Below are 24164 nucleotides of genomic sequence, written 5' to 3'. Positions count from 1 at the left end.
GTTACACCTCGGTATCGTTTAGAAGCATGATTTCGATACGGCGGTTTTGTGGGGCCAGTGTATCCCCAGCGATCTTGGGACGCTTGTCTGCATACCCTTCGATACCCACGATGCGGTCTTCCGGGATGCCACCGCGCAGCAGCATGTAGTAGGCCATGTGGGCACGGGCTGTAGACAGACGCCAGTTATCATAGTCACGCGACCGGAACGGACGGCTGTCCGTATGCCCGCGAATGACGATGGCACCCTTCTTCGACTTCAGCACCTCGGCAATGCGCTCCATAGCAGCAACAACCTGTGGGCGAGGCTCAGCAGACCCCACGGCAAACATACCGAAACGCTCGTTATCCATGATCTGGATCAGAACACCGTTAGCGTTTTGCGAGAAGTCTATACTTGCGCCCGATGCAACACCCTTCAGAGCGTTACCAATTTCAGAACGGATTTCCGCAAGCTCTTGAGCGTCAACAGGTTTCGCCTGGGGTACGGTTGGTTTCGTCTCTCCGATGCCCTGTTCGCTCTTGTCAGAAACACCCACAAGCGCAACGTTGGTTTCACCGTCTAGCGGCTGATCCGAAGTGCCATCTTCTCCCTGCGAAGAAGTGCCAGTATCCGTCTCAGAGGATGTGCCGTTTTCAGCCTCCCCAGAAGATCCGTTCTCTGTGAAGTTAGAGGTTCCGTTCTGGTTGACGTTGGACGTGCCGTTGAAAGGAAGCTCTGAACTGCCGTTTTCTGTTTGCTCGGAAGTTTCATCAACGGACACGTTGAACTCTGTGCTCTCCGCATTGTTTGCGGCGAGTTCGGCCTGTTCCGAACCGTCGGCTTCCGATTGCGTCGCCCGCACTGCCCGAGTCTCTGCAACAGCGCCTGCGATCTCTGCAAACTCCTGCTGTTCAGGATCAAGGCCAACGTTTTCCGGAGATTGGCCCAGCACGATCACACGGCTGTTGCTGCCGCCTTCTTCCTGCGTTTCAGCGCGTTCGAGCAAGCCAGTTTCCGTGCCCTGCTCCAGTCCTTCGGTATCAGACCCAGCTTCCGGACGATAAACGACGGAAGACCCACTGGTGAGCGCTTCTTCTGAGCCCTCCATGTTCGGGTCGCTGATGCCTGCACGCGCAAGATCTTTTGCATCTTCCAGAACACGGATTTGCTCTGCGGAAAGTTCTGTTACGTCGAGACCGTTCTCAACCTCAGTCACGATCGGAACGCGGGCCAACAATGGCGAGTTGCCCGGAAGCTCCTCACTCTGCCAGCCAGATGGATCGAATGGATCGCGGAAACTGGACCCATCAGCGAGACCCTGGCCGTCAGGATCGCGGTTAGGACGGGCAAACAAGACCGGCGTCGTTGCTGCTTCCATGGAACCCGGACCACCCTGACCTGCGGAGCCGTCCGTTTGAACCAGAGCCTCGGCTTCAACTGCCAGTGCAGCAAGGATCGCATAAGGATTGTCGAAGAGTTCTTGTTCAGTATAGCGCCCTGCTTCACCGGCCTGCGGGGTGCGCATGCGGGAAGCTTCGCCCGGAACACTGTCAGCTGTCTGGCCGGGTCCCTTGGGCTGCTTGTCAACATCTTCGGTGATTGGCTCAGCTTTGTCGCTGCCGCCGCCGGTGGTGGGGCCCTCAAGTTCAGTGCCACCCTCACCGGCCTTTTTCATGTCGTCAACGCCTTCGTTGCCCTCAGCCGGCGGGTTTTCATCCTCAGGATCACGAAGACCTTTTCGCTCGGATGCAGTGTCTACAATCTTCATCGGATTGAAGTAGGCCACAACACCCTGACGCGTTGCGTTGTCAGAGGCATTGACCAGCCACATGACCAGAAAGAACGCCATCATTGCGGTGGTAAAGTCAGCGTAGGCGATCTTCCAGACACCGGATTTGACACCCTGGTCCATATCGTCATTTCGCCGACGAACAATGATGATTTCAGACTGTTCTTTTTCAGCCATTGCCACACTCAGCCTTGATTTGTTTCGTTAAGTTCAGCGAGCCAGTCCGCAAGACCGGATGACAACGTCATGTCGGAAACTCGGACCTCCAAATCGGCGTCCTCGGTTTCCTTGTATTTCATGATGTGACACATCTCGCCTGAAGAGCGTTGAAAGAGGTCGAAGAGATCTTTGGGGCCACTCACTTCGACCACACTCTCCTTGTTGCCGGCCAAGTGCCGGCGGAGAACCTGTGATAAACTGAGGATCGCTTTTTGGCGCGCTTCCTCGTGCAGGAAAGGGATAAGGATATCCGCCACAGTTGCGGACACCCGTTCCTCAAGAATGGTTAGGGAGCGCTTGATTTCCTCTTCGAGGATGCGACCCTGTTCTTCTTTCCAGGCCTTCTGTGTTGTTTCAAGCTTCTCGTCGAGTTCTTGCTTCATGGCCTCGATGCGTGCGTCACATCCCGCCTTTGCAGCTTCTTCCCCCTCAGAAAAGCCGTTCTCATAGGCTTCAAAAACTCGGTTTACCCAGTCTCCGCCCTCACCGTAGGCCTTGGGCAGAAACGCCACTACATCGCTTTGCTCAAGTACATCGCTCTGCGCAGAAGCTGTTGCGTTGGTAAAATCAGCAAGCGTTTCGGACAGCGCCTTACTCATGAAGCACGATCCTGATTGTACATCCACTGCTTGAGAATGATGGCCGCCTGAACGTCATCCAGATCAACGGCACGCTCAAGCTTGCGCAGGGCAACGCGGTTGACCATCGTTGGATCATCGTCTTCATGGGCCTGCGACATGTCGGCAAGGGCAGCAAAGGCACCCTCTGCACCTGGCGCTGCGCCTTCAATCATACCTGGTGCTGCACCACCTGCGGCCAGAGCAGCCTGACCTTCAGGCAGGGCTGCAATGGCAGTGGAAGCTGCTTTTTCGTCTTCCATCTCCTGCTGGCTTGGCAGCAGGAAGGCAACTGCTGGACGCAGACCGAACCAGATGATCATGAGCGTCACAACAAGGATCGCAAGCGCGTTCACCAAGCTGCCCATGTTACGCATCAAAGCGTCCATGATTGTTTGCTGCGGGATTGGCTGGAGCTGACCTTGAGGTGTGAGAAAGTTCACCGCACTGACGTTGATCTGGTCACCGCGCTGAACATCCAGACCTGCTGCTGTAGCGATGATCTGTTGGATCTCGTCCAGCTTGCTCTGAATTTGCTCAGGCGTCACTTCCTCGCCATTCGGGCTATCTGCCAGAAGGCGTGCGCGGTCCACAACAACGGCCACAGAAAGACGATCGATCTTGTAGTCATCGAAGATGGTCTCAACTGTGCGGCTGGAGATTTCGTAGTTGGTCAGTTCTTCGCGGCGTTCATTTTGCTCAGAAGAGCGTTCCCCGCCCTGCGCATTGACATCTTCTTCAGGCAAGTTCTGCTCGACAGTAACAGGCGTTTCAACGCTGGCGTTCTGCGACTGTTCGTTTTCGCGCACCACACGGAAAGAGCGTTCCACGCGGCTTTCCGGATCAAAAGTGGTCTCGGAGACGCGTTGCGTATCCGTATCGAGCTGCGCTGAGACGCTGACCTCAAAGTTACCGATACCCAAGTAAGGCAACAACGCACGACGGATCGACGACTGCGCTCGAGAGACCATGGTCTCTTCCAGCATGACCTTTCGACCACTCGACGCATTTGACTCGCTGTCCCCGGCAGCAAGAAGCTGCCCTTCGGTGTCGAGGATGGTGACACCGTCAGGAGAAAGGCTTGGAACGGCAGCTGCCACAAGATGACGGATGGACTGGGCTATACCGTTGATCTGGCCCGCATCCGCCCGAATGAGAACAGAAGCGGTCGGCTTTTGATCTTCACGGCGGAACGTTGCCTTTTCGGGAATCACCAAGTGAACGCGCGCGGCTTTAACCCCGCGCATTGACTGGATTGTTCTTGCGATTTCGCCTTCAAGCGCACGCACGCGCGTCACACTCTGCATGAACGAGGTCAAACCAAGAGACCCCATCTCATCGAAGAGCTCGTAACCGGCGCCGGAACCACGCGGCAACCCTTTTTCAGCAAGCAGCATCCGCGCCTGTGCTGTTGACCCCACATCAACAGTCACCACAGAGCCGTCGGAGCTCACATCAAACGGGATACCAGCATTTTGCAATGCAGTGCCGATCTGGCTTACGTCATCACGCTCAAGATTGGCGTAGAGAATTTCTTGCTGTGGACGTGACAGGAGATATGCAGCAACACCAATCGCTACAAAGGTGACTAGTCCAACAAATCCAAGGGCGATCAACCGCTTTGTGCCTAGTTGAGCCAAGTTGGAATAGATTTTTTCTGCATTTTCGCGGGCAGCCATACGCACCTCTGATGCTATACATTCGTGCCCTATTTTGACCAATAACCTTGCGCGAAGGTGGTGCAGCAAGATTTGGCGGAAAACCTAGGGTTTTCCGCGGTGGCCGCGGCAGGAAATCCACCGCGGCGCAAGCTTCAAGCCGGTATCGGCAAGTTTTGCAGGGACATCAACCGTCCGTTGGCGATTCCCTCTCGGCTCGCGCCGAGGTGTGCCTTGGTCAAACCGGCAAGCTCGAACGCGCGCTTGAGCGACAGAGCTGGATCGACCTTGTCGTACATTTCCAACTTGCGCCTTGAGATCTTCTCTTCCAACGCTCGCTTGTGCGCAGAAAGCTGCGCCTGATAACTTTCAAGCGTATCAGCAGCCATTCTCAGACCTTGCTGGACAACGGTTGTCACACCAATCAATTGACGGAACTTGCCTGGATCTTCAAAAATCTCGTCAAGCTCGGTGAGATCCAGATCAAGGATTGTGGCAGGATCTTGAGTGAACGCTCCAGCCCCAACCAACGGCTTGTCGAGAAGTCCTTCGCCTTCAACACCAATCAGCAAGAGCTTTGAAACATTCAAGAGCATATGGGTCACCGTCGCAGATCCATCTGCGTGACCGTCAATGTCGACAGGTACTGACTTGAAACTGATCGATGCACCGCTGCCGCGCCGCAGGCGGCCAATCAGCTCCTGCTTGTGCGCTAGTGAGTTGGCACAAAGCGACAGCCGCTCCTGCAGATGCGCAATTTCGAACTGAATTTCGCGACGGTCCGCGAGCGGCTCAACAGCCTTCTTCAGAAGGTGCCTTATTTGCGTGAGATGGCCAATCAACTCCACCTGAAGCTCTGCAATTTCGAAAGCTTCACGCATGCCATCACCAACCACTTCGCGGTAGGCAGAGCATATTTGTGTTGCGGCCACATTCGGAAGGTCTTGATGATCGACAGCAAGCGCCAGACCTGCCCCCGTCTCCCAAGACGTAACATTCACCACGCCCTCGAGAACTCGCTGTGATGGGCGAACCCGGCTTTCACAACGATTGTCTCTGACGGCCCTGAATGGAAAAGGTCCCATGCCCTCACCTTTCCATGGACTTTCACCGTTGCTTTGAAGATCGTGGAGCTAACAACAACGACCAATCAGAAACTCATAAAACGGCGAATCTCAAACTCGTACTTTTAAACTCGCCGTCCAGTATAGGGAATGAACTTGCTCGAGACTGACCGTAGCTACAATTTTAATTAGTTTGCCGGATATGGTTGTACGTAGTTCATACGAAAAAGCCGATCCAAGGTCGACTTTTTCAGAACTCTTTGTGTTCATGAGGGAAATCTAGACAAACGACCTTATGAGACCGGCAGTCAACAAATGCCACCCGTCCACCAACACAAAGAACAGAACCTTGAATGGCAGAGAGATCACGGTTGGGGGCAGCATCATCATACCCATGGACATGGTGAGAGTTGCCACAATCAAGTCAATGACCAGAAACGGCAGGGCAATCAGAAAGCCGATTTCAAAACCTCGGCGTAGTTCTGAGACCATGAAGGCTGGTATAAGAACGCGAAGATCGATCTCTTCAATGGGCGTATTGCGATCATAGTCGAATGATTCAACGGCGAGCTCATCAAACAATGCCAAGTCCTTTTCACGGACATTGTTCAGCATGAACTCCCTGAAGGGACCGGTGATCTTGTCGTAGGCCTCTTCCTCAGTGATCTCATTGTTGATCAAGGGCTGCAAGCCGTCTTCCCACGCCTTATCGAAGGTGGGTGCCATGACATAAAAGGTCATGAACAAGGCCAGAGAGATGAGGATGATATTTGCTGGCGTGGTCTGAAGTCCCATACCAGAGCGCACGAACGACAGCGCCACCACGAAGCGGGTGAAGCTGGTCACCATGATCAGAATGCCGGGCGCAAGCGACAGGACCGTCAGGATCGCGATGTATTGAATGATGCGCCCGGTGGTGCTGGCCTGCCCATCCGGCAAGATGGAGGACAGATCAATTTCCTGGGCCAAGCCCGCCGTTGCGCTCATCAAGAATACAACGGCAAAAAGACTAAGCGCTTTGATCTTCACTGAATGACCACCGATTCTAGGATGAGTTCATGGACAGCGTCGCCGCCGCGCATGCGGGCGCGCTCGTTCAGATCGTCCCGCAGGCGCAAAAGGCCACGTGACCCTTCCAACTGACGCGGACCCAACGTGCGGGCGTACACCAGCAGATCTTGTTCGATTTCCTTTGCAAGAACATCGCGATCCTTGCCGCCCATCTTCGCAGTCTCCACGACCAGTGAAGACTCGATGCGGATCCAGTTCTCAGAGGAAGACAAGAGGTTCGTCACGATCGGGTTCAAGGAAACAATCTGACTTTCCTCGGCATAAATCGGATTTACGATACCCTCGTCTTCCACTTCACGTGCAGCGATCAGTTGATCATGCACCTGAACAACCAAATGACCGCCAAGCAAGTACCCACTAACCAACGCCACAACCGTGACGATGAAAATGGCTATGATGTTTTCAATCAGAGAAGACTCTCGCTTTAGAAGTCCACCAATCATGAGCTACTCCTAGTACGGCGAGATGATGTCCATCACCTGTTGACCCCAGCCTGGCTGCTGGACCTCGGTGATGCGACCACGACCGCCATAGGAGACACGAGCCTCAGCGATCTTGTCATAAGGAATTGTGTTACGCCCGGTGATGTCCTCAGGGCGAACAATGCCGGCGACAGAAAGAACGCGAACCTCATAGTTCACACGGACTTCCTGCTGACCGCTGATAATCAGGTTTCCGTTTGGAAGCACCTGTGTCACGATCGCAGCAATGGAGAGATCGATCTGCTCAGACCGGTCAATTGCGCCCTCACCTTTGCTGGTTGTTGAGCCAGTGGCCCCGATATTGCCGTTTGCGCTGCCACTGGAAATCGCCCCCCAAGCAAAAGCGGCGTCAGCAGAAGTACGCGCATTTGAATTGCGTGAGCGCTCAGACTCGTTGTCCAGCTCCGCTCTGTCGTCGATCTCGATGGTAACAGTCAGGACATCACCGATCTGCTTTGCGCGCGGATCGCGGAAGAAGTCCTGCTCACCCTCAGCCCACAGACCATGAAACGCCCGCTTTTCGGTTTTGGTCTGCATGGATGTGGCAACGGGAAGAGCCCCCACATTTGGGGCCAGGCCATTACCCAAGGGGGTCAGCTCCGGCTCTTTGCCGACGTTTTTCAACGAATTACAACCGGCCAAGGAAAGAGCCAGAAGGAGAAGAGCGGCTTTCTTCACGAGTCGGCCCCTTTTTTGTACTTTTGCGTCAACAGCGCCATGGTGTCTGTCAGGTAAGCGGCGCGCTCTGCTGGCATCTCCGCCAGAATCGCGCCTGCCTGACGAGGCTTGAGCTGCATCAGCACTGAAACTGCGGTGATATCGTCCAAGGTGGAAAGCTGAGTTGCGGCCGCCTCAGAGCGCATTTTCGCGTAAATCTCAACCACATGCCCCTCAGCGCGCTGCAGGATCTGCTCGCGCCGTTCAACCCAATTACGAAGTTCTTCGATCTTGGCGTCCAGCTCGATGATCTTGGCGTTCATCTGCTCTTCAGCATCGAACATCGCCCGCAACTGCCACTTCATACGAGCGGCATCGGCATCTTCTGAGACGTTCTGACAATAGTTCAGTGCGTCTTCGATGCTTTGCTGCTGCTGCTTTTCGCTCATCTCAGCTTCCTGAGCTGAGACGGACAGCGTCAGAGCCAGCACCGCAGCTGCGCATACACCCGTAAGATTTAGCGATTTTCTGCTAAAAGCCATCGCACCCTTGTTCCCGAAGAATGAATTGACCCGATCATGGGGTTAGAAACTTGCCCGTGGCTTGTAGAGGCACACAGGCCGCCAATTACTTGACGACCAGTGTTGCCTGAAGCGCGCCTGCTCGCTTGATGGCTTGCAGGATTGCGATAATGCCACTTGGCTTGAGGCCAATGCGGTTCAGCCCGTTCACCAGTGTCTGAAGGTCGGTCCCGCCAACGATCTGAAGCTGGCCATCTTCTTCCGTCGCTTCAATTTCGGTGCGCGGTACAACAACCGTTTCACCCTGCTCTGCAAACGGATTCGGTTGGGAGACCTCAGGCTGCTCTGAGACGCGAACAGTCAGGTTGCCATGAGTGACAGCCACTGTAGAGATGGTCACGTTCTGCCCGATGACCACGGTGCCTGTGCGCTCGTCAACAACCACTCGCGCTGGCGTATCTGGCTGCACGAGAAGGCTCTCAATCTGAGAGATGAAACGCACAGCGCTCAACCCATTGGGGCGCTGAACCTCAATGGACCGATAGTCGTTTTCCTTGGCAAGCTTGCGTCCGTAGCGCGTCGTGGTGAATGCATTGATCGCATCCGCAACACGCACAGCCGTCTTGAAGTCCGGGTTTTTCAGCTCGAACACCAGCTTCTGCAAGTTGCTGAAATAATCTGGCAGGACGCGTTCAATGAGTGCCCCATTAGCAATCATGCCGGAGGTCGGAACGCCTTGCGTCAACGTTTCTGCATCCCCCTCAGCGTTGAAGCCGGATACGGATACAGAACCTTGCGCCACTGCATAGACATTGCCATCAGCACCCATGAGCGGGGTAACCAAAAGCATCCCACCCCGCAGCGACGATGCATCGCCCAAAGAGCCCAAGGAAATGTCGATGCGGGACCCATTGCCAACAAAAGGGGGAAGTTCGGCTGTGACAACAACCGCGGCAACGTTCTGAGCACGAAGCTGCGATTCACGCACGTTGACGCCCATACGTTCCAGCATGGATTGCAGTGACTGTTCGGTAAACGGCGAGTTCCGCATGGTATCGCCCGTACCGTTGAGGCCGATTACAAGACCGTAGCCAACGAGTTGGTTGTCGCGAATGCCGCGAAGCTCAGCAATGTCTTTGATGCGCACGAGCGCATCGGCGTTGACGACCATCAGGCAGCTGAGCACCGCCGCGCCCAACACACTCTTGAATAGCTGCGAAACCCTTGCCAACACCGTCAATCACCTTTTATCAGCAGGGTGCCGTTGAGTTGAACGACCCCTGTTACCTGCTGCCCTGTGTCCACGTTACGGGCCTTGATCAGCTCACCTTCAGCGCCGGACTGAAGCGGCTCTACCACCGCTCTGATCTCCAGACCGTTTTCGCGAAAGACCAAATTTGTGAGCGTGCCACGCTTGACCACGAGAGGTTCTTGAAGTGCGTTCAAAGGCATGGGCTGACCCGGCACCAATGTGCGACGCACTTCTTTTCCGATCGCATCCTCTGCATTGAGAACCACGGCCATTTCGGCAACACCACGGTTCAGGAAAACCTTGTCCTGAAGCATTCCCTCACTGATGATATCGCCTGGATAAATCACCATGGAGGGGGTTGGCAGCTCTGTAGTTCCCCGGTCGGAAGCGTGAGCGAACGACGAGAAAAGACCTGCCAGAACCAACGCGGTTGCGCCTAGGATGGAGCGTTTTTCTTTCACAGTGAGACCACCTTCAAGGAGGAGTATTAGCGGATGCCCTTGCTGACGGTGCCAGCCATATCGTCTGCGGCCTGAATGACCTTTGAGTTCATCTCATAGGCGCGCTGCGCGCTGATCAGCTCGGTAATTTCCTTCACTGGATCGACGTTGGCGCTTTCCAGATAGCCCTGATGAACAACACCAAAGCCCGGATCACCTGGCACGCCTTCTGTAGCTGCGCCTGAAGCCTCAGTTTCGCGGAACAAGTTACCGCCCAGAGCCAAAAGGCCCGCATCATTGACAAAGGTTGCCAATGACATCTGGCCGAGATCCTGCGGTGCCTGATCGCCGTCAAGGATCGCGAAGATTTCGCCGCTCTGGTTGATGGAAACGCGGATCGCGTCTTCCGGCACTGTGATACCCGGCTGAACTTCATAGCCATCGAGTGTCACGAGCTGGCCCTCATTGTTCACATTGAACGCGCCAGCACGTGTGTAGAGGGTTTCACCATCAGGGCCGGTTACCTGAAACCAGCCTTTGCCATCAATCGCCAGATCGAAGGTGTTGCTGGTTTCTACAAGCGCACCTTGAGCATGAAGCTTGCGGACTGCTGCCGTCTTCACACCCAAGCCCTGCTGGATACCTTCAGGAATTGGAGACTCGCCGGCTTGCGTGGATACACCTGCAGCCCGATCCACTTGGTAAAGCAGATCAGTGAACTCTGCACGCGAGGCCTTGTAGCCCGTGGTGTTCATGTTGGCGATGTTGTTGGAAATAACTTCCAGATTGGTCTGCTGGGCAGCCATACCCGTTGCAGCAATTGCGAGAGCTTTCATGGGGCTAACCTCAGATTGTCATTCTGGAGAATTCTTGATAGGCGGAGACCACCTTGTCGCGAATGGCGATGGCGCTCTGAAGCTGAACTTCAGCGTTCATGACAGCTTCAACAACTGCCTGCGCTGAAACTTCGCCCTTGATGCCCGCAACTGATGTTACTTCAGCAGTCTTGAGCGTATTGGCCGTCTCTTTCATGGCGTCTGCCATTACATCCGTGAAACTGGCTTCCTGCGTGGCAGTTGTATCGCTCACTGGAGCGTACTGACGAGATTCCGCAACACCGCCGATAGAACCTGTTCCGGCAAGGCGGGAGCTGGAAGACAGACTTCCAATAGCACCAAGGCCTTCGATAAAACCAACCATTAACGCGACCTCAACAAGTCAATTGTTCGGGTAATCATTTCACGTGACTGCTTCATCAAAGACAGACCAGCTTCATAAGAGCGCGTCGCTTCGCGCATGTCTGCCAGCTCGATGAGCGTGTTCACGTTCGGGTACTTAACATTACCGTCCTTGTCCGCAGCTGGATGGGACGGATCATATTCAATTCGGAAAGCGCTATCGTCTTTGCCGATACCATCGATCTCAACAAGCTCAGCGCCCAGTGCGCGATCCATTTCACTTTGAAAAGTGATGGTCTTGCGCTGGTATGGATCGGATCCTTCGGTCTTGCCGGTGGACTGCACGTTGGCAAGGTTCTCTGAGACCACACGCATGCGCTGAGATTGCGCATGAAGGCCAGAGCCACTGATTTTCAGAGAGGCTACGAGTGGATCAACCATGATTTAGCGCTTTCCCAAACTTGCGAGCATCAGGCCGTGAAACTTCTGCACAACAGCCGTATTCAGCTGGTGAGCACGAGCTACTTCACCTGACTTGATCATTTCCTGCTCAAGGGAGACGGAATTCTTAGAAGCTGAAACCTGCCAAGGCTCTGCTTCTTCTGTTCCAATATCGCGAGCATTCCTGAAGTCACCGCCGATATGACCTGCACTGGTTGCGGCCATACCCAACTGGGTCTTGTCAAGCACATCGCGAAACGGCTCAACTTCCTTGGCTGCATATCCAGGTGTATCTGACTGAGATACGTTCTCAGCAATTGTCGCCTGCCTTACTGACAGCCAAGTCGACTGGCGCGAAGCAAGATCGAACAGGTAAACCGGTTCCAAAACGCTACTCCATGGATAACAATAGTGCCCTTGGGTACCAATTGAATCTTGCACGGGGCTGACGGCTGCAACGAACCGCGTCACGAACTCGTTTTTTTGGGAGTGCTAAAACAAAAAGCCCGCAACTGATGTGCGGGCCTGAAAAATCCAATAGAGGCTGAAGTTTAGCTGCGCTTTACCAAAGCATCTTCCAGAGCCTCAGTAAAGCGCTGAGAGTTGTCTGCAATGTCATCCTGAATGCGATCAAACGCGATGAACTTGACATCCACTGCCGACTTGAGCGGCAACAAGAACAGCTCGAACATCACCTTAACTCCCTTGTTCTGGAAGTTCAGATGAAAGCAGATCGACTGATCCCCTCCCCAATTGAGATCAATGGTGGAGGTACCTGCATAGGTGAGTGTGCCTTCTTTAAAGGACAACTCAGCGGAGGACTCTATCAGATCGGAAATATTCGCCGTCTCGTTGCCCAAAATATGTCGGGCAAGACAGGTCAAGTCGACAAGCCGAAGCTCAGCCGCAACAGGACGTACGGCCTCAGCAAGCAAAGCCTCGCGCTCCGCATGTTGCGAAACCGAGGTGTCTACTTCAGCACCCGATATTAGACTTTCGGCGAATGCAACTGTTTGCATAGTATCCTTACACGCCGCTACAGCACTACTCATCTTCTACTCACATACACGTAAGAAATGATTTCTGCAACAGCTCTGTAATATTCAGGGGGAATATACTGATCCACAGAAACTGCTGCATACAGCCCGCGAGCGAGCTCCTTATTCTCCACCACTGGCACGTCGTGCTGATAGGCAAGTTCTTTAATCTTGAGCGCAACCAGATCCTGCCCCTTCGCGGTAACACGTGGGGCGGAGTTCTCACCGCGGTCATAGTAGAGCGCAATTGCAAAGTGCGTTGGGTTGGCAATGACCACCGTCGCCTCTGCAACGTTAGACATCATACGCTTACGTGCACGATCACGTGCCAGCGAGCGCATCCTGGCCTTTAGGATTGGATCGCCTTCGGCCTGCTTGAACTCATCCTTGATGTCTTGCCGGGTCATGCGCAAGTTCTTGCGCCACTGGAACCGAGCCAGAACCAAATCGAAACCCACAAGCGCAATGGTTGCAACACAGATCGCGGAGAGCAGCTTGATAGCAATCTCGAGAATGGTTTGCGGCAGAAGTGTTGGATCTTGATACATGGCAGTCAGCGCTGCTGCCTGTTGAGAGCGCAACACAATGACCGCCACCGCGCCCACAATGGTGAGCTTGATCAGAGACTTCACGAACTCCATCAACCCATTCATACTATAGATACGCCCAAAACCTTTCAGCGGAGATATACGGTTCATCTTCGGCTGAATGCGATCAAGAACCATTCGCGGTGAATTCTGAAGAAACGAAGACGCCAGACCCAGAATGGCAAGTAGAGCAGCGCACGGCAAAAGGAAGCTGCCAAATTCCAAAGATACGACCCGTAGCAACTCAACCCCATCCTCATCACTGAGCATGCGGATCTCACCCGGGTTATCCAGAAACCAGCGCAGGAACCCAGTAATACCGGCTCCTGCATCATTGAGCATGAAGGTGAGAATAAACATCATGCCCACAAAGGAAGCGAGTACCGACGCCTCTTTAGAAACGGGAATATTCCCCTTCTCAATGGCATCGCGAACCCGCTTCTCCGTGGGTTCCTCGGTTTTACTCTCTTGATCCTGATCTTCGGCCATGCCCCCTCGCCGCTTTTAGAAAGCGCCATACTCCTCCCGGCATGCCGGACTAGATGTACACCTCGTCGCCACGTCCAAGATCAAGATCAATCTCGCCGCTGTTGGCCTTTTCCAGTGCAAGGTCGGTGATCTGACGGCGCGCATCGAGAACTTCGCGCTGCGGTGAAGGCTCACCGGAGGCCAAATCATTTTCAACAATACGCTTTGCACGCGAAGAGATGGAGGACAGTATTGCCTGACGGAACTCGTTCTCCGTCCCCTTAAGGGCCAGCGTGATCGTGTCCGTGTTTACATCGTCGAAGATCGCCATACGGGTCCGCTGATCCAGATTGACGATATCGTCGAAGGTAAACAGAAGACCGGCCAGCTGCTCTGCAGATTTTGGAAGAACTTCACGCAGATTGCTGAGCGTATCTTCCAGATCGTCGCGCTCCATCTTGTTGAGGATGTCTGCCATGCGAGCATGCGCATCGGTACCAACTGTCCGAGCGAAGTTCACCATGAAGTCTTCGTGAAGCGTCTTTTGAACCTCGTCCATGACGTCTTCCACGATCGGCTTCAGAGTGAGCATCCGACGCACGATCTCATTACGCTTGCGACGTGGGATCTGAGAGATTACACCAGCCGCCGCATTTGGAGAGATCTTGGAGAGAATGAACGCAGCCGTCTGCGGGTGCTCTTTCGACAGATAGGTTGAGAGAACGTGATCAGAGATCTGCGAAACCTTGTCCCAGATGGAGCGCTTGGAATACCCCATCACGTCAGACATGATTTCAGCAACCTGCTCTTCAGGCAGGATGCCGCGCAGCAGCCCTTCAGCGCCCTCAGCGGTACCGAACAGGTTCACACCGCCTGAGAACAATTCAATGAACTCTTCAATGAGTTCATCAAGCTCATTCGCAGGGACCGTGCCAAGTTCGGCTGCGGACCGAATGATCAGGCGCATCTCGTCGTTGTCGAAATGCTTGAGCACCCGCGTCGCCTTCTCATTGCCCATTGCAAGGAGAAGTGCCGCCGCCTTTTGAGTACCGGTCTTCTTTACCGCCGTGCCAGGGCTTGTTCCCTGAACCTGAAGCGCTGTGTTCATACTGATTTCCTAAAGGTCTTACGCGTAACTACCCTTCGCACCAACAATCTCGGTGAGAGAAACACCAAAACGGGAGTTATCGTCTTCAACAACAACGATTTCACCACGTGCTACAGTGCGACCATTCACCACGATGTTGACCGGCTCACCAACGCGGTGATCGAGTGGAATAACCGCACCGCGTCCCAGCTTGAGAAGGCTGGCTACAGGCATGGTTGCTGACCCCAGAACCACCTGCATATCTACCGGAATGCCCAGAACGGCATCCAGGTTGCGATCTACGTTGCTATCGCTCATTCCATCATTATCAGCGGGCGCGGCAGGTGTAGCAGCTGCGGGAGTGGCAGCCATGGCCTCCTCCATGCTCATATCAGCCTCTGCTGCAGCAGCTTCCCACTGAAGGGCAAGAGCCTCATCGCTCATATCGTTGGAATTGGTCATTACCTGTCACTCCAAAAGAGAGGTCATTTAGTCTTTGACATTCACGCTTCTAAAAGGCGCAGCCTGTCCAAAGCTGACTTTGCGCACGCGCAAATTCTGTTTATCAACGGCAGAGACAGCAGTCGCTGAACCATCGGCATTCTGCTCGCTCACAGGCCTTTGACCAGCACTCTTTGCTTCACTTCCATGGCCAGCAGGAGCCGCAGCCCCAGCGCTCGCCGCCCCTGGCTTTGCACTACCCGGTTTCGCGGCAACACCTCGACCAGCTCCCGGCTGCGGGCGCTGCGCCGTTGCAGAGCCCTTGGACGCAGAGGCTGCACGCCCACGATGAGCAGGTGCGCGACTGCCACGCCCGGGCGCCTGAGAAGCCCTATCAGGGAGGCGCGCAGAGACGTGAGCCAAGTCCACGCCAACCTTGTCGGAAGCGGCCTGCAACCACTCTACATACTCTTGCATGGCGCTCATTTCGTCCTGCGCCTTCTGGATGACGGCGTTCATATCAACCGTTGTCTCTTTGGCAACATCGATACGCTCACCAAGCGTCTTGGTGATTTCTTCACCACGCACCTTCAGCTCCTGAAGCGAGACGTTGATGCCGTCCATCGCCTCTGAAGTCTGATCAAAGATGCGCTGATAGTCTTCGTGATGCGAGGACATGACGCGCAGCTGGCGATACATGAGGACCACCCGCCACGTGGTCACCAGGAGAGCAAGGAATAAAAACCCGTCAATTAGATATGATGTCATCGAGAAGATCTCCGTCTTGCTGGATCAACTCGTCAATTCGAACGGTATATGATCCGGCAACCTGCCCAAGTTTACAGTTGAACAGGGGTTGTCTGTTGCACTCCAGCCGCACAGGTGTTTTAGGTGTTGCATTGAGTTCCAGAACAAGCCCAACTTCGAACTGCGCCACTTGCTCAAGCGTGAGACGCTGCTCCTCCAGGACCGCTGTTAGCTTCACCTCTGTTTTTTGAATTTCATGCTGGAATTGTTTGGTCCAGCGCGTGTCACGTCCGGCTACTTCGCCAGACAATACTTGCGTCAGATTCTGTCGCAGCGGGTTCAGAACCGACTGCGGAATTACGATAAAGATCTCGCCCTCACGGCCAATGAGTTCGGCATTCATCTGGCACACAACGCATTGGTTGCTGCGCCGGCCAGTCTGAGCAAACTCGGTACGCGTTTCGAGACGCTCAACCTTGATGGTCACGTCCGCAATGGCCTCAAATGCGCTCTCCATGGCCGAGGCTGCCTCCTCGAACATCTTGTGCGCGAGACGCTGCTCTACACTGGTAAGCGCGCGGTCCTCATCAAAGGCCTCTTCCTCGCCGTCACCGCCAAGGAGAAGCTCGACCATCGAGAATATGAACTGCTTGTCAAAACCAAGGAGGATGCGTGCATCCCATTCTTGAGCATGCAAAACCGCAATGATCGCACGATCCTCATACTGATCCAGAGCATCGCCGATACGGTCGTTTCTTACGGACTGCACGGCAATGTAAGGCGCACTCGCCGCCATCTGACGAAGCGTATCGATGTACTGCCGCGCCATCCGGTCGAACACCACGTGCAGCATCGGCAGACGATCAACACCAATGCCAGCAGCATCCAAGAGACGAGATGGCAGATCGAACTTCTGCGCCTCGGTTTCCTCGGTGTTCTCGTATCCACCCGGCTCGATCACATCACCTTGATATTGCATGGCTTATGCAGCTCCCGCGTTCATTGTTTCTTCCTCAACCTCATCAATCGATGGGCGCTCGTCAGCGGCAATGGTCTTACGTCCATGCTCCAGAGCGATCTGAGGGGCTGCACCATTCATGAATGCAAGAAGGGTTTGCTTGACTTCGATGTAGAGGCGATAGCGACGCTCACGAACCGTCTTGATGCGACCGTTGATCGGACTCACGATGCCGTAGGACAGAAAAATACCAAGGAAGGTACCCACAAGAGCCGCACCAATGAGCGAACCGAGAATTTCAGGCTCCTGATCAATCGCGCCCATCGCCTTGATGATGCCGAGTACCGCTGCCACAATACCGAGCGCAGGCAGCGCCTCTGCGATTGTTGACAGAGAATAGTAAGGCTTTAGCTCCTCACGACCAATTGTGTGAAGCTCCTCATCCATAAGCGCCTCAATTTCATGAGGCCGCACATTGCCGATCACAATCAAGCGGAAGTAGTCGCAAATAAAGTTGGTCAGCGAGCTGTTGTTCAAGACGCCAGGGAAGCGCTGAAACAGCTCCGACTCGCTCGGATTATCGATGATTGCTTCGACATCATTTCGCCCCTTGGCACGCAAGGTACGCATCAGCCCATAAAGAACACTCAGCGTATCCAAGTGATCTCGTTTTGTTGGCACGGCATATAGGAATGCCTGCATGATGCCTTTGCCGGTATCCTTCATTGTCTTAAATGAGTTACCGACAACAAAGGTGCCAAATGCCGCCCCGCCAATAATGACGAACTCGAAAGGCTGCCACAACACACCGAGGTGACCGCCCATTGCCATGTAACCACCGAGCAAAGACCCGACAACGATTACCAGTCCGACCGCAATATTCAAAACGCGCTCCACTCTTCGAGCCAATTCCATATTGGGACATTCATAGGAGCGCATGCTTGTCTGAAACTGGCGCAAACTGAAAAAGTTCTCATCAGCTTCAGGCAAGCCAGAAAACGTAGTTTAAGGGCAAGTATGCTTTTTGTTGAGGTGCCCTATGCTTGATACAGCGTTGCGTTATACCATGCTCACACGTGACATGGATAAAACCATCGAGCGAACTTCCAAAGATCCGATCGTCGATCGCGAGACACAGTACTACCAAGAAAACATTCGCAGTATCAAAAGCATAGATGATTTCATGGACAATGACCGGATATATCGGTATGCCATGAAAGCTATGGGCCTCGAGGACATGATCTATGCAAAAGGCCTTGTTCGTGACGTGCTGGAGCAGGGCATCACTGATCCGACCAGCTACGCCAATCGCCTTCAAGATAAACGATACAAAGAGCTTGCAACTGCCTTCAATTTCGAGACCTACGGCTCGACAGCCACAAGCTTTGACCGCGCACAGCAAGACGTTGTCGACGCCTACGTGCTTCAAACACTTGAGCTGAATGAAGGTCAGGACAACGAAGGCGTGCGCCTCGCGCTCTACTTCAAACGAAAAGCGCCTGAGCTGACCAACACCTATGAGATTCTTGCAGATCAAGCGCTTTATGCCGTTGTACGCACCGCCATCGGCATGCCTGAGGCGATGGTCGGCGGCGACGTTGACGCCCAAGCGAAATACATAGAATCGCGTCTTGATCTTGAGATCCTCAAAGATCCCGAGGAACTGGATAAGTTCTTAACTAAGTTTACCAACCTCTATGATGTGCAGAACAATATCTCGATAGCCCCTACCCTCTCCCTGTTTCAAAACAACGGATCCGGCGTCAATCCAGATGTTCTGCTCAAGGTCAACTCTCTCAAGTTTGGCGGGTAAAAATGGAATCTTCGCTTTACGTTCAACTGTCTGGCCAGCTTTCACTCGAGCGCCGCATGGAAACAGTGGCCCGCAATGTGGCCAACATGGACACGGCAGGGTATCGCGCTGATGCTGTGAAGTTTAACAGTGAAATCAATCGCGCAGGTGCCGATCCCGTTGCCTACGCATCCACCGGCGACAATTACATAAATCGTCAGGGCGGCCCGATTAAACAGACAGGTAATCCCCTTGATGTCGCAGTCGCTGGCAATGGCTGGCTCGGCATCGAAACCGGCAACGGGCCAGCGTACACCCGTGATGGCCGCATGCAGATCTCCGTTGACGGTCTCCTGCGCAGCGTTGAGGGCAATCCGATTCTCGACGCAGGCGGCGGCGTGATCGCGCTCGATCCTGCTGGAGGGCAGCCTGAGATTCTCCGCGATGGCTCTGTGTTCCAGAACGGCCAGCGTGTCGCCGTTATCGGTCTGTTCGACATTCCAGAAGGTGCCAAGCTTAGCCGCTTAGGCGGGTCTGCCGTTGTGCCAAATCAACCTGCCCAGCCCATTTTCGAGTTTACCGAAAACGGGCTCGAACAAGGCTACGTTGAGGGCTCCAACGTGAACCCAATCATGGAAATCTCCCGCCTGATTGAAATCAGCCGCGCCTTTGAAAGCACAAACTCAGCCATGCAAACGGCTGAGTCCGCCAGACAGAATGCAATCCGCCAGCTCGGAGGCTAATCCAATGTATGTTGATGGTGTTTATTCCAAGACTGGCCCACAGTTGGATCCGGACCTCAAAGCACAACAAAACCAGAGCGCTGCGTCAACGGCACCGGATTTCACGATGGATGAGTTCATCGACATGATCAATCCGCTGCAACACATTCCGGGCGTCAACACGCTCTATCAAGGCATGACAGGCGACACCGCCTCGGTACGCTCCCGCGCAATCGGCAGCACCTTGTTCGGCTTGATCGGCGGCCCGCTCGGCATGGTTGGCCTTATGGGCGCAAACATGGTTCAGATGGCCATGGACGGCACGCTTGAACAAGAAAGCCAAATGGCAACTGGCGCTGACGCGGTGAACCAGAAGCTCGCTGCGCTGGAAGGCAACGCACCGCCAACCGCCGTTGCCGGGGTTGATTACAACCAGATGGGCACCGACGTACCGCCCCTGTTCGGCAACGTGGAGATGAATCAGTCCTTGTCGTCCCGCGCCCTTGAAATTCCATCCGTGAGCGAAGCGGATCTAGTGGCAGCCCTTTCAAAAAACACCTCTTTCTCAGAGCCTCCAAACGTTACGGCGCTGGCGAATGATCCTCGCAACGTCTTTCCAGAAGACGTCTTGAGAGAGCTACAGGCCAAGCACCTGGGCAACTCGTAAATGCACCATCTTGAGAGGCTTCAAAAGCTGACGAGAAGCATCCCGGCAGATGCTTGGGATATCGATATCAGCGGCACGCTCAGTGAAGTCACGGCAAACTATCTGCGGGTAAAAGGGCTTTCCAGCGGGGTCAGCTTGGGCGACCAAGTCTCGTTTTCGAACGGGCGAGAGACCTGCTTTGGCGAGATCATCAAGATTGATGCTGAAAGCGTCATCGTCAAACCCTATGCCACCCGCAACGACCTGGGACTGGGCACCAAAATCAAACGTAGCGGAGATTTGAGCCTGCGTCCTGATGCAAGCTGGAAGGGCCGGGTCATCAATGCCATGGGCAAACCGGTTGACGGAAAAGGGGCACTGGGACGCGGTGAAGAGGACATTCCCTTCAATCAATCCCCTCCCCCTGCCATCAACCGAGCCCGGGTTACCAAACACGCGCGAACTGGGGTTCGCGTCCTCGACATATTCACCCCTATGATGCACGGGCAGCGCCTTGGCATCTTTGCCGGTTCGGGCGTTGGCAAGTCCACAACGCTCTCAATGATTGCTCGAAGTAACTCCTTCGATACGGTTGTGATTGGCCTCATTGGCGAACGTGGGCGAGAAGTTCGTGAGTTTATCGAGGACACGCTTGGCGAACAGATGGGTAAATCTGTTGTTGTCGTCGCTACGGGTGATGAAAGCGCAATGATGCGCCGCCTGGCCCCTAAGACCGCTGTTTCCGTAGCAGAATACTATCGAGACAGAGGCGATTCCGTTCTACTGGTACTGGATAGCATAACCCGCTATGCGCACGCATTACGCGACGTTGCTTTGGCTGCAGGTGAGCCCGCTGTATCGCGTGGCTATCCTCCGAGCGTCTTTACCGAGCTTCCAGCTCTTCTGGAACGCACGGGACCCGGCGTCGAAGGCAGCGGCATGATCACTGCTGTCATCTCCGTGCTTGTCGATGGCGACGATCACAACGATCCAGTCGCAGACAATATTCGTGGTCTTCTGGATGGTCATATTGTTCTGGACCGCCACATTGCAGAGGATGGCCGCTACCCGGCGGTCAACATTTTGTCTTCTGTCTCTCGACTTGCTCAGCACGCATGGTCTCCTCAAGAGCGGGAACTTGTGCTCAAACTACGATCGATGGTGGCCAAGTTTGAGGACACGAAAGATCTTCGCATGATGGGCGGCTACAAACAGGGCGTAGAGCCGTTTCTGGATCAAGCCATAGAACTGGTACCCAAGCTCTATAATGCGCTCTCACAGAGCAGCACAGCCCCTTCCAGCACTGATGCGTTCACGGAACTGGCGCAGATGCTCTGAAGCTGATGTTTTCATAAAGCCAAAAAGGACCTCACAGCATTGCGCGGTGAGGTCCTTTTTTATGGAATGAGGTGACTTCGATCTAAGATGGAAGAGGCATTAGCGAGCTTCTTCCATGGTGCTGATGATGTAGCCGAGGTAACGCTTGGAGTCGATTGGATCGTATCCAAGGCGATTACGGAGTTTCTTGCGCAGCTTGCTGATGTGGCTTTCGATAACATTCTCGTCTACTTCACTTTCGAAGATGCCGTAGACGAAGTTGTAGATCTGAGCCTTTGTCAGGCGGCGCCCGTTGTTCTGAGCAAGATACTCGAGAATACGGCGTTCGCGACGTGGCAGTGGCAATACTTCACCCTTTGCCTCAGGATCGCGACCATCAAAGAATACTGTTAGGTCACCCAGTTCGACCTGTACTGACTGTGTTTGCGTACGACGCTTGATCGCGTTCACACGTGCAAGTATTTCCTGCACATGGACTGGTTTGCGAACAACATCATCAACGCCAGCAGCAAACAACTTCAAGGTCTGCTCCAGCTGTGTGGTGCTGTTCAACGCGATTACCGGCTTCTGACCACAACGACGCCGGATAATCTGCGGATACTGTTCGCGTTCAAGGCACTCACCAATCAAAATGGCCTCTACCGCTTCAAAATCTGTGTCTGGTGCAGAGCTAATCCAATCATGGAACTCTGACGGCTTGAACCCACTAGAGGAGATACCCTCTCGCTTGAAACCCGACGTATAGCCTTCGGTTACAAGCTCCTGTTCGTCAACAATTAGATACATGACCCCAATTCCAAATACCCCACGGACACTCATGGCAGTAATACAGGTCATTATTGGCTGTCAATTTAAGTTTTTGCGAAATTATTCAGTTTATCTAAGGGGTTAACCGTTTGTTAACTAATCTAATCTTCGCAAAATCTACGGACATTTATTTAAAATTTTATATTATCTGCTATTCAAATGGAAATATCCTCGGAATCTCAAGGCATAAGATGCATTTTGCAAGAGTGACCGAGTCAGTCCGACACAAGTTCGTCATGAGATGAATTGGTCATATAAGGGTCCAATTAACCAATTCAGCTCATTAAATTCCACGCAATTTTATGGGATAAAAAATCAGGGATTTCGCCGCTTTGATGGATAAAAGACGCGAGAATCGGCAAAGGATTCGATTTAGAGCAGGTAAGCTATGTGATCTTTCGGACCAATTTGTGGCTGATTGCATCATTCGGGACCGGACACAATCCGGTGCGAGGCTACTCGTAAGCGATGCCGATGCCGTTCCCATCGAAGGACAGATATACTTCGACGACGATAGTAAAATTGCTCTCTATCGTCAGGCATGGAAGAAGAACTCGGAAGTTGGAATCCAGTTTCTATCGGAACCATGCGAGGTTAAGGATTTCACGGCTAAGGACCTGCGCGCCCTGCGCGGGGTGTACTACGCCTTGACCGACAAGTAGGTTTCTAGCCCTGCCTGCACAGGACCATTAGTATAAATGTATGGTTGCAGCAGGTTCTCCCCTGCCTCCCACACATTTAGTAGGCCAAGGTCTTTAAATGCCTAAAACTTCGCGCTAATGCTTTCCCCCATCCAGAACCAGCAGGAATGGGTCAGTCTTTTGGCTGGCGACAGGAGCTACAATGATCATTTCAGTCATCGGCAGCGGCTATGTAGGGCTCGTCTCAGGAGCCTGCTTTGCAGACTTTGGCCATGAGGTTATCTGCGTTGATAAGGCGATCGAAAAGATCGAAGGGCTGAAGCGCGGAGAAATTCCGATTTTTGAACCGGGCCTTGATGAACTGGTCAAGCGCAACAGCGATGAAGGCCGCCTTTCCTTCACCACCGACTTGCCTAGCGCAGTCAAGAAGGCAGACGTTGTCTTTATCGCAGTAGGCACGCCTTCTCGTCGCGGAGATGGCCATGCTGACTTGAGCTTCGTTTACGACGTCTCCAAGGAGATTGCAGGGGCGCTGGACGGCTTTACTGTAGTTGTCACCAAATCAACGGTTCCGGTGGGCACCGGCGATGAAGTCGAACGTATAATTCGTGAAGCAAACCCGGATGCCGACTTTGAAGTGGTCTCCAATCCCGAGTTCCTTCGCGAAGGTGCCGCCATTGATGACTTCAAACGCCCGGACCGGATCGTTGTTGGTCTATCGAACGAGCGCGCACGCGATGCAATGACCGAGGTTTATCGTCCTCTATACCTCAACCAGTCCCCTATCCTGTTTACATCACGCCGTTCTTCCGAGCTGATCAAGTACGCCGCCAACGCGTTTCTTGCCATGAAGATCACCTTCATCAATGAGATTGCTGATCTGAGCGAAGCTGTGGGGGCAAACGTCCAGGATGTTGCTCGCGGGATCGGTCTTGATAATCGCATCGGGGCCAAGTTCTTGCACGCGGGACCTGGATACGGCGGCTCCTGTTTTCCAAAGGACACCCTCGCACTTGTCAAAACCGCGCAAGACAACTCCTCTCCTGTGCGCCTGATCGAGGCTACCTGCTCCATCAACGATACCCGCAAGCGCTCAATGTCTCGCAAGGTTCAAGCTGCGGTCGGCGGAGATGTCCGTGGCAAGAAAATTGCCATTCTCGGCCTCACATTCAAGCCAAACACCGACGACATGCGAGACAGCCCTTCGCTGTCAATTGTGCAAGCCCTGCAAGACAAAGGCGCACTCATTCATGCCTATGACCCGGAAGGCATGGAGAGTGCCGCCCAGCTCATGGACAATGTGGTGTTCGGCAAAGACGCCTACGAGATTGCCCAGGACGCAGACGCTCTGGTTATCGTGACCGAATGGAACGCTTTCCGCGCCTTGGATTTTGCGCGTCTTAAAGAAACCATGAAGGCCCCTGTTCTGGTTGATCTGCGCAATATCTACCGCCGGGAAGAGCTTGAAAAGCACGGGTTTACATACACCTGCGTTGGTCGTCCCGATCAGGAAATTTGATCG

At 53.8% G+C, this 24164-nt stretch carries 27 protein-coding genes; 5 read left to right on the top strand and 22 right to left on the bottom strand.

The features are described from left to right. Nucleotide 1: 1 nt before the first annotated feature. The 21 genes from Q3Y58_RS08845 to motA form a co-directional block, all read right to left on the bottom strand. The gene (locus tag Q3Y58_RS08845; RefSeq protein ID WP_319621970.1) at nt 2–1948 is read right to left on the bottom strand and encodes a flagellar motor protein MotB; all 1947 of its coding nucleotides are present in this window, start codon (nt 1946–1948) and stop codon (nt 2–4) included. Between the two features lie 8 nt (nt 1949–1956). After that, nucleotides 1957–2589: a hypothetical protein gene (locus Q3Y58_RS08840; protein ID WP_274217102.1), complete on the bottom strand. Its 633-nt coding sequence runs from the start codon at nt 2587–2589 to the stop codon at nt 1957–1959. After that, the gene (fliF, locus tag Q3Y58_RS08835) at nt 2586–4286 is read right to left on the bottom strand and encodes a flagellar basal-body MS-ring/collar protein FliF (RefSeq protein ID WP_319621969.1); all 1701 of its coding nucleotides are present in this window, start codon (nt 4284–4286) and stop codon (nt 2586–2588) included. The genes Q3Y58_RS08840 and fliF overlap by 4 nt, the downstream gene beginning before the upstream one ends. 134 nt (nt 4287–4420) lie before the next feature. Next, the gene (locus Q3Y58_RS08830; protein WP_319621968.1) at nt 4421–5350 is read right to left on the bottom strand and encodes a hypothetical protein; all 930 of its coding nucleotides are present in this window, start codon (nt 5348–5350) and stop codon (nt 4421–4423) included. Between the two features lie 258 nt (nt 5351–5608). Next, entirely contained in the window at nt 5609–6316 is a 708-nt protein-coding gene (gene fliP, locus Q3Y58_RS08825) for a flagellar type III secretion system pore protein FliP (protein WP_413697804.1), read from the bottom strand. A 38-nt stretch (nt 6317–6354) separates the two neighbouring features. Further along, a complete protein-coding gene (locus tag Q3Y58_RS08820; protein ID WP_274217107.1) occupies nt 6355–6843 on the bottom strand; it encodes a flagellar basal body-associated FliL family protein in 489 nt (162 codons plus the stop codon). A gap of 9 nt (nt 6844–6852) precedes the next feature. Further along, nucleotides 6853–7560, bottom strand: coding sequence for a flagellar basal body L-ring protein FlgH (flgH, locus tag Q3Y58_RS08815; protein ID WP_319621966.1), 708 nt, complete (start codon nt 7558–7560; stop codon nt 6853–6855). Next, complete coding sequence (locus Q3Y58_RS08810) at nt 7557–8081, bottom strand: MotE family protein (protein WP_319621965.1); 525 nt, start codon at nt 8079–8081, stop codon at nt 7557–7559. Before Q3Y58_RS08810 ends, flgH begins: the two co-directional genes overlap by 4 nt. Nucleotides 8082–8166: 85 nt before the next feature. Further along, entirely contained in the window at nt 8167–9231 is a 1065-nt protein-coding gene (gene flgI, locus Q3Y58_RS08805; RefSeq protein ID WP_274217424.1) for a flagellar basal body P-ring protein FlgI, read from the bottom strand. Between the two features lie 65 nt (nt 9232–9296). Next, nucleotides 9297–9773 carry a flagellar basal body P-ring formation chaperone FlgA gene (gene flgA, locus Q3Y58_RS08800; protein ID WP_274217110.1) on the bottom strand — a complete coding sequence of 159 codons (477 nt, stop codon included), beginning with the start codon at nt 9771–9773 and terminating at the stop codon, nt 9297–9299. A 26-nt stretch (nt 9774–9799) separates the two neighbouring features. Further along, nucleotides 9800–10588, bottom strand: coding sequence for a flagellar basal-body rod protein FlgG (flgG, locus tag Q3Y58_RS08795; protein ID WP_274217111.1), 789 nt, complete (start codon nt 10586–10588; stop codon nt 9800–9802). Between the two features lie 10 nt (nt 10589–10598). After that, the gene (locus Q3Y58_RS08790; protein WP_274217112.1) at nt 10599–10952 is read right to left on the bottom strand and encodes a flagellar hook-basal body complex protein FliE; all 354 of its coding nucleotides are present in this window, start codon (nt 10950–10952) and stop codon (nt 10599–10601) included. Further along, on the bottom strand, nt 10952–11371 hold the full coding sequence (gene flgC, locus Q3Y58_RS08785) for a flagellar basal body rod protein FlgC (protein ID WP_274217113.1): 420 nt from the start codon (nt 11369–11371) through the stop codon (nt 10952–10954). The genes Q3Y58_RS08790 and flgC overlap by 1 nt, the downstream gene beginning before the upstream one ends. Before the next feature lie 3 nt (nt 11372–11374). Continuing rightward, nucleotides 11375–11758, bottom strand: a complete 384-nt coding sequence (flgB, locus tag Q3Y58_RS08780) for a flagellar basal body rod protein FlgB (RefSeq protein WP_274217114.1) — start codon at nt 11756–11758, stop codon at nt 11375–11377. 164 nt (nt 11759–11922) lie between these two features. After that, nucleotides 11923–12390, bottom strand: coding sequence for a hypothetical protein (locus tag Q3Y58_RS08775; protein WP_274217115.1), 468 nt, complete (start codon nt 12388–12390; stop codon nt 11923–11925). A gap of 29 nt (nt 12391–12419) precedes the next feature. Further along, nucleotides 12420–13484, bottom strand: a complete 1065-nt coding sequence (gene flhB, locus Q3Y58_RS08770; RefSeq protein ID WP_319621964.1) for a flagellar biosynthesis protein FlhB — start codon at nt 13482–13484, stop codon at nt 12420–12422. Between the two features lie 49 nt (nt 13485–13533). Continuing rightward, the gene (locus Q3Y58_RS08765) at nt 13534–14571 is read right to left on the bottom strand and encodes a flagellar motor switch protein FliG (RefSeq protein ID WP_274217117.1); all 1038 of its coding nucleotides are present in this window, start codon (nt 14569–14571) and stop codon (nt 13534–13536) included. 18 nt (nt 14572–14589) lie between these two features. Continuing rightward, nucleotides 14590–15012, bottom strand: a complete 423-nt coding sequence (gene fliN / locus Q3Y58_RS08760; RefSeq protein ID WP_274217118.1) for a flagellar motor switch protein FliN — start codon at nt 15010–15012, stop codon at nt 14590–14592. Nucleotides 15013–15039: 27 nt separating this feature from the next. Further along, entirely contained in the window at nt 15040–15759 is a 720-nt protein-coding gene (locus Q3Y58_RS08755) for a hypothetical protein (protein WP_319621963.1), read from the bottom strand. Further along, nucleotides 15740–16717, bottom strand: coding sequence for a flagellar motor switch protein FliM (locus tag Q3Y58_RS08750; RefSeq protein ID WP_274217120.1), 978 nt, complete (start codon nt 16715–16717; stop codon nt 15740–15742). Before Q3Y58_RS08750 ends, Q3Y58_RS08755 begins: the two co-directional genes overlap by 20 nt. 3 nt (nt 16718–16720) lie before the next feature. Beyond that, on the bottom strand, nt 16721–17581 hold the full coding sequence (gene motA / locus Q3Y58_RS08745) for a flagellar motor stator protein MotA (protein WP_319621962.1): 861 nt from the start codon (nt 17579–17581) through the stop codon (nt 16721–16723). Nucleotides 17582–17735: 154 nt separating this feature from the next. Here motA and Q3Y58_RS08740 point away from each other — a divergent pair, with 154 nt between their 5' ends. Genes Q3Y58_RS08740 through fliI form a run of 4 tightly spaced genes read left to right on the top strand, consistent with a single transcriptional unit; the run spans nt 17736 to nt 21194 of the window. Further along, the gene (locus Q3Y58_RS08740) at nt 17736–18509 is read left to right on the top strand and encodes a DUF1217 domain-containing protein (protein WP_319621961.1); all 774 of its coding nucleotides are present in this window, start codon (nt 17736–17738) and stop codon (nt 18507–18509) included. Between the two features lie 2 nt (nt 18510–18511). Further along, entirely contained in the window at nt 18512–19231 is a 720-nt protein-coding gene (gene flgF / locus Q3Y58_RS08735) for a flagellar basal-body rod protein FlgF (protein WP_274217123.1), read from the top strand. A 4-nt stretch (nt 19232–19235) separates the two neighbouring features. Beyond that, the gene (locus Q3Y58_RS08730; protein WP_319621960.1) at nt 19236–19877 is read left to right on the top strand and encodes a hypothetical protein; all 642 of its coding nucleotides are present in this window, start codon (nt 19236–19238) and stop codon (nt 19875–19877) included. After that, a complete protein-coding gene (gene fliI / locus Q3Y58_RS08725; protein ID WP_274217125.1) occupies nt 19878–21194 on the top strand; it encodes a flagellar protein export ATPase FliI in 1317 nt (438 codons plus the stop codon). A 99-nt stretch (nt 21195–21293) separates the two neighbouring features. On the opposite strand, the gene Q3Y58_RS08720 is transcribed toward fliI, so the two are convergent. Beyond that, nucleotides 21294–21980, bottom strand: coding sequence for a response regulator transcription factor (locus Q3Y58_RS08720; RefSeq protein ID WP_319621959.1), 687 nt, complete (start codon nt 21978–21980; stop codon nt 21294–21296). 864 nt (nt 21981–22844) lie between these two features. On the opposite strand from Q3Y58_RS08720, the gene Q3Y58_RS08715 reads away from it, so the two are divergent. Beyond that, the gene (locus Q3Y58_RS08715) at nt 22845–24161 is read left to right on the top strand and encodes a UDP-glucose dehydrogenase family protein (RefSeq protein WP_274217127.1); all 1317 of its coding nucleotides are present in this window, start codon (nt 22845–22847) and stop codon (nt 24159–24161) included. Nucleotides 24162–24164 lie beyond the last annotated feature (3 nt).

It is taken from the genome of Nesiotobacter zosterae, assembly GCF_033843645.1.
In the GTDB taxonomy this organism is placed as follows: Bacteria; Pseudomonadota; Alphaproteobacteria; order Rhizobiales; family Stappiaceae; genus Pseudovibrio; species Pseudovibrio zosterae.
Note: the sequence above shows the minus strand (reverse complement) of the source record. Positions and strands in the feature narration are given on the sequence as shown.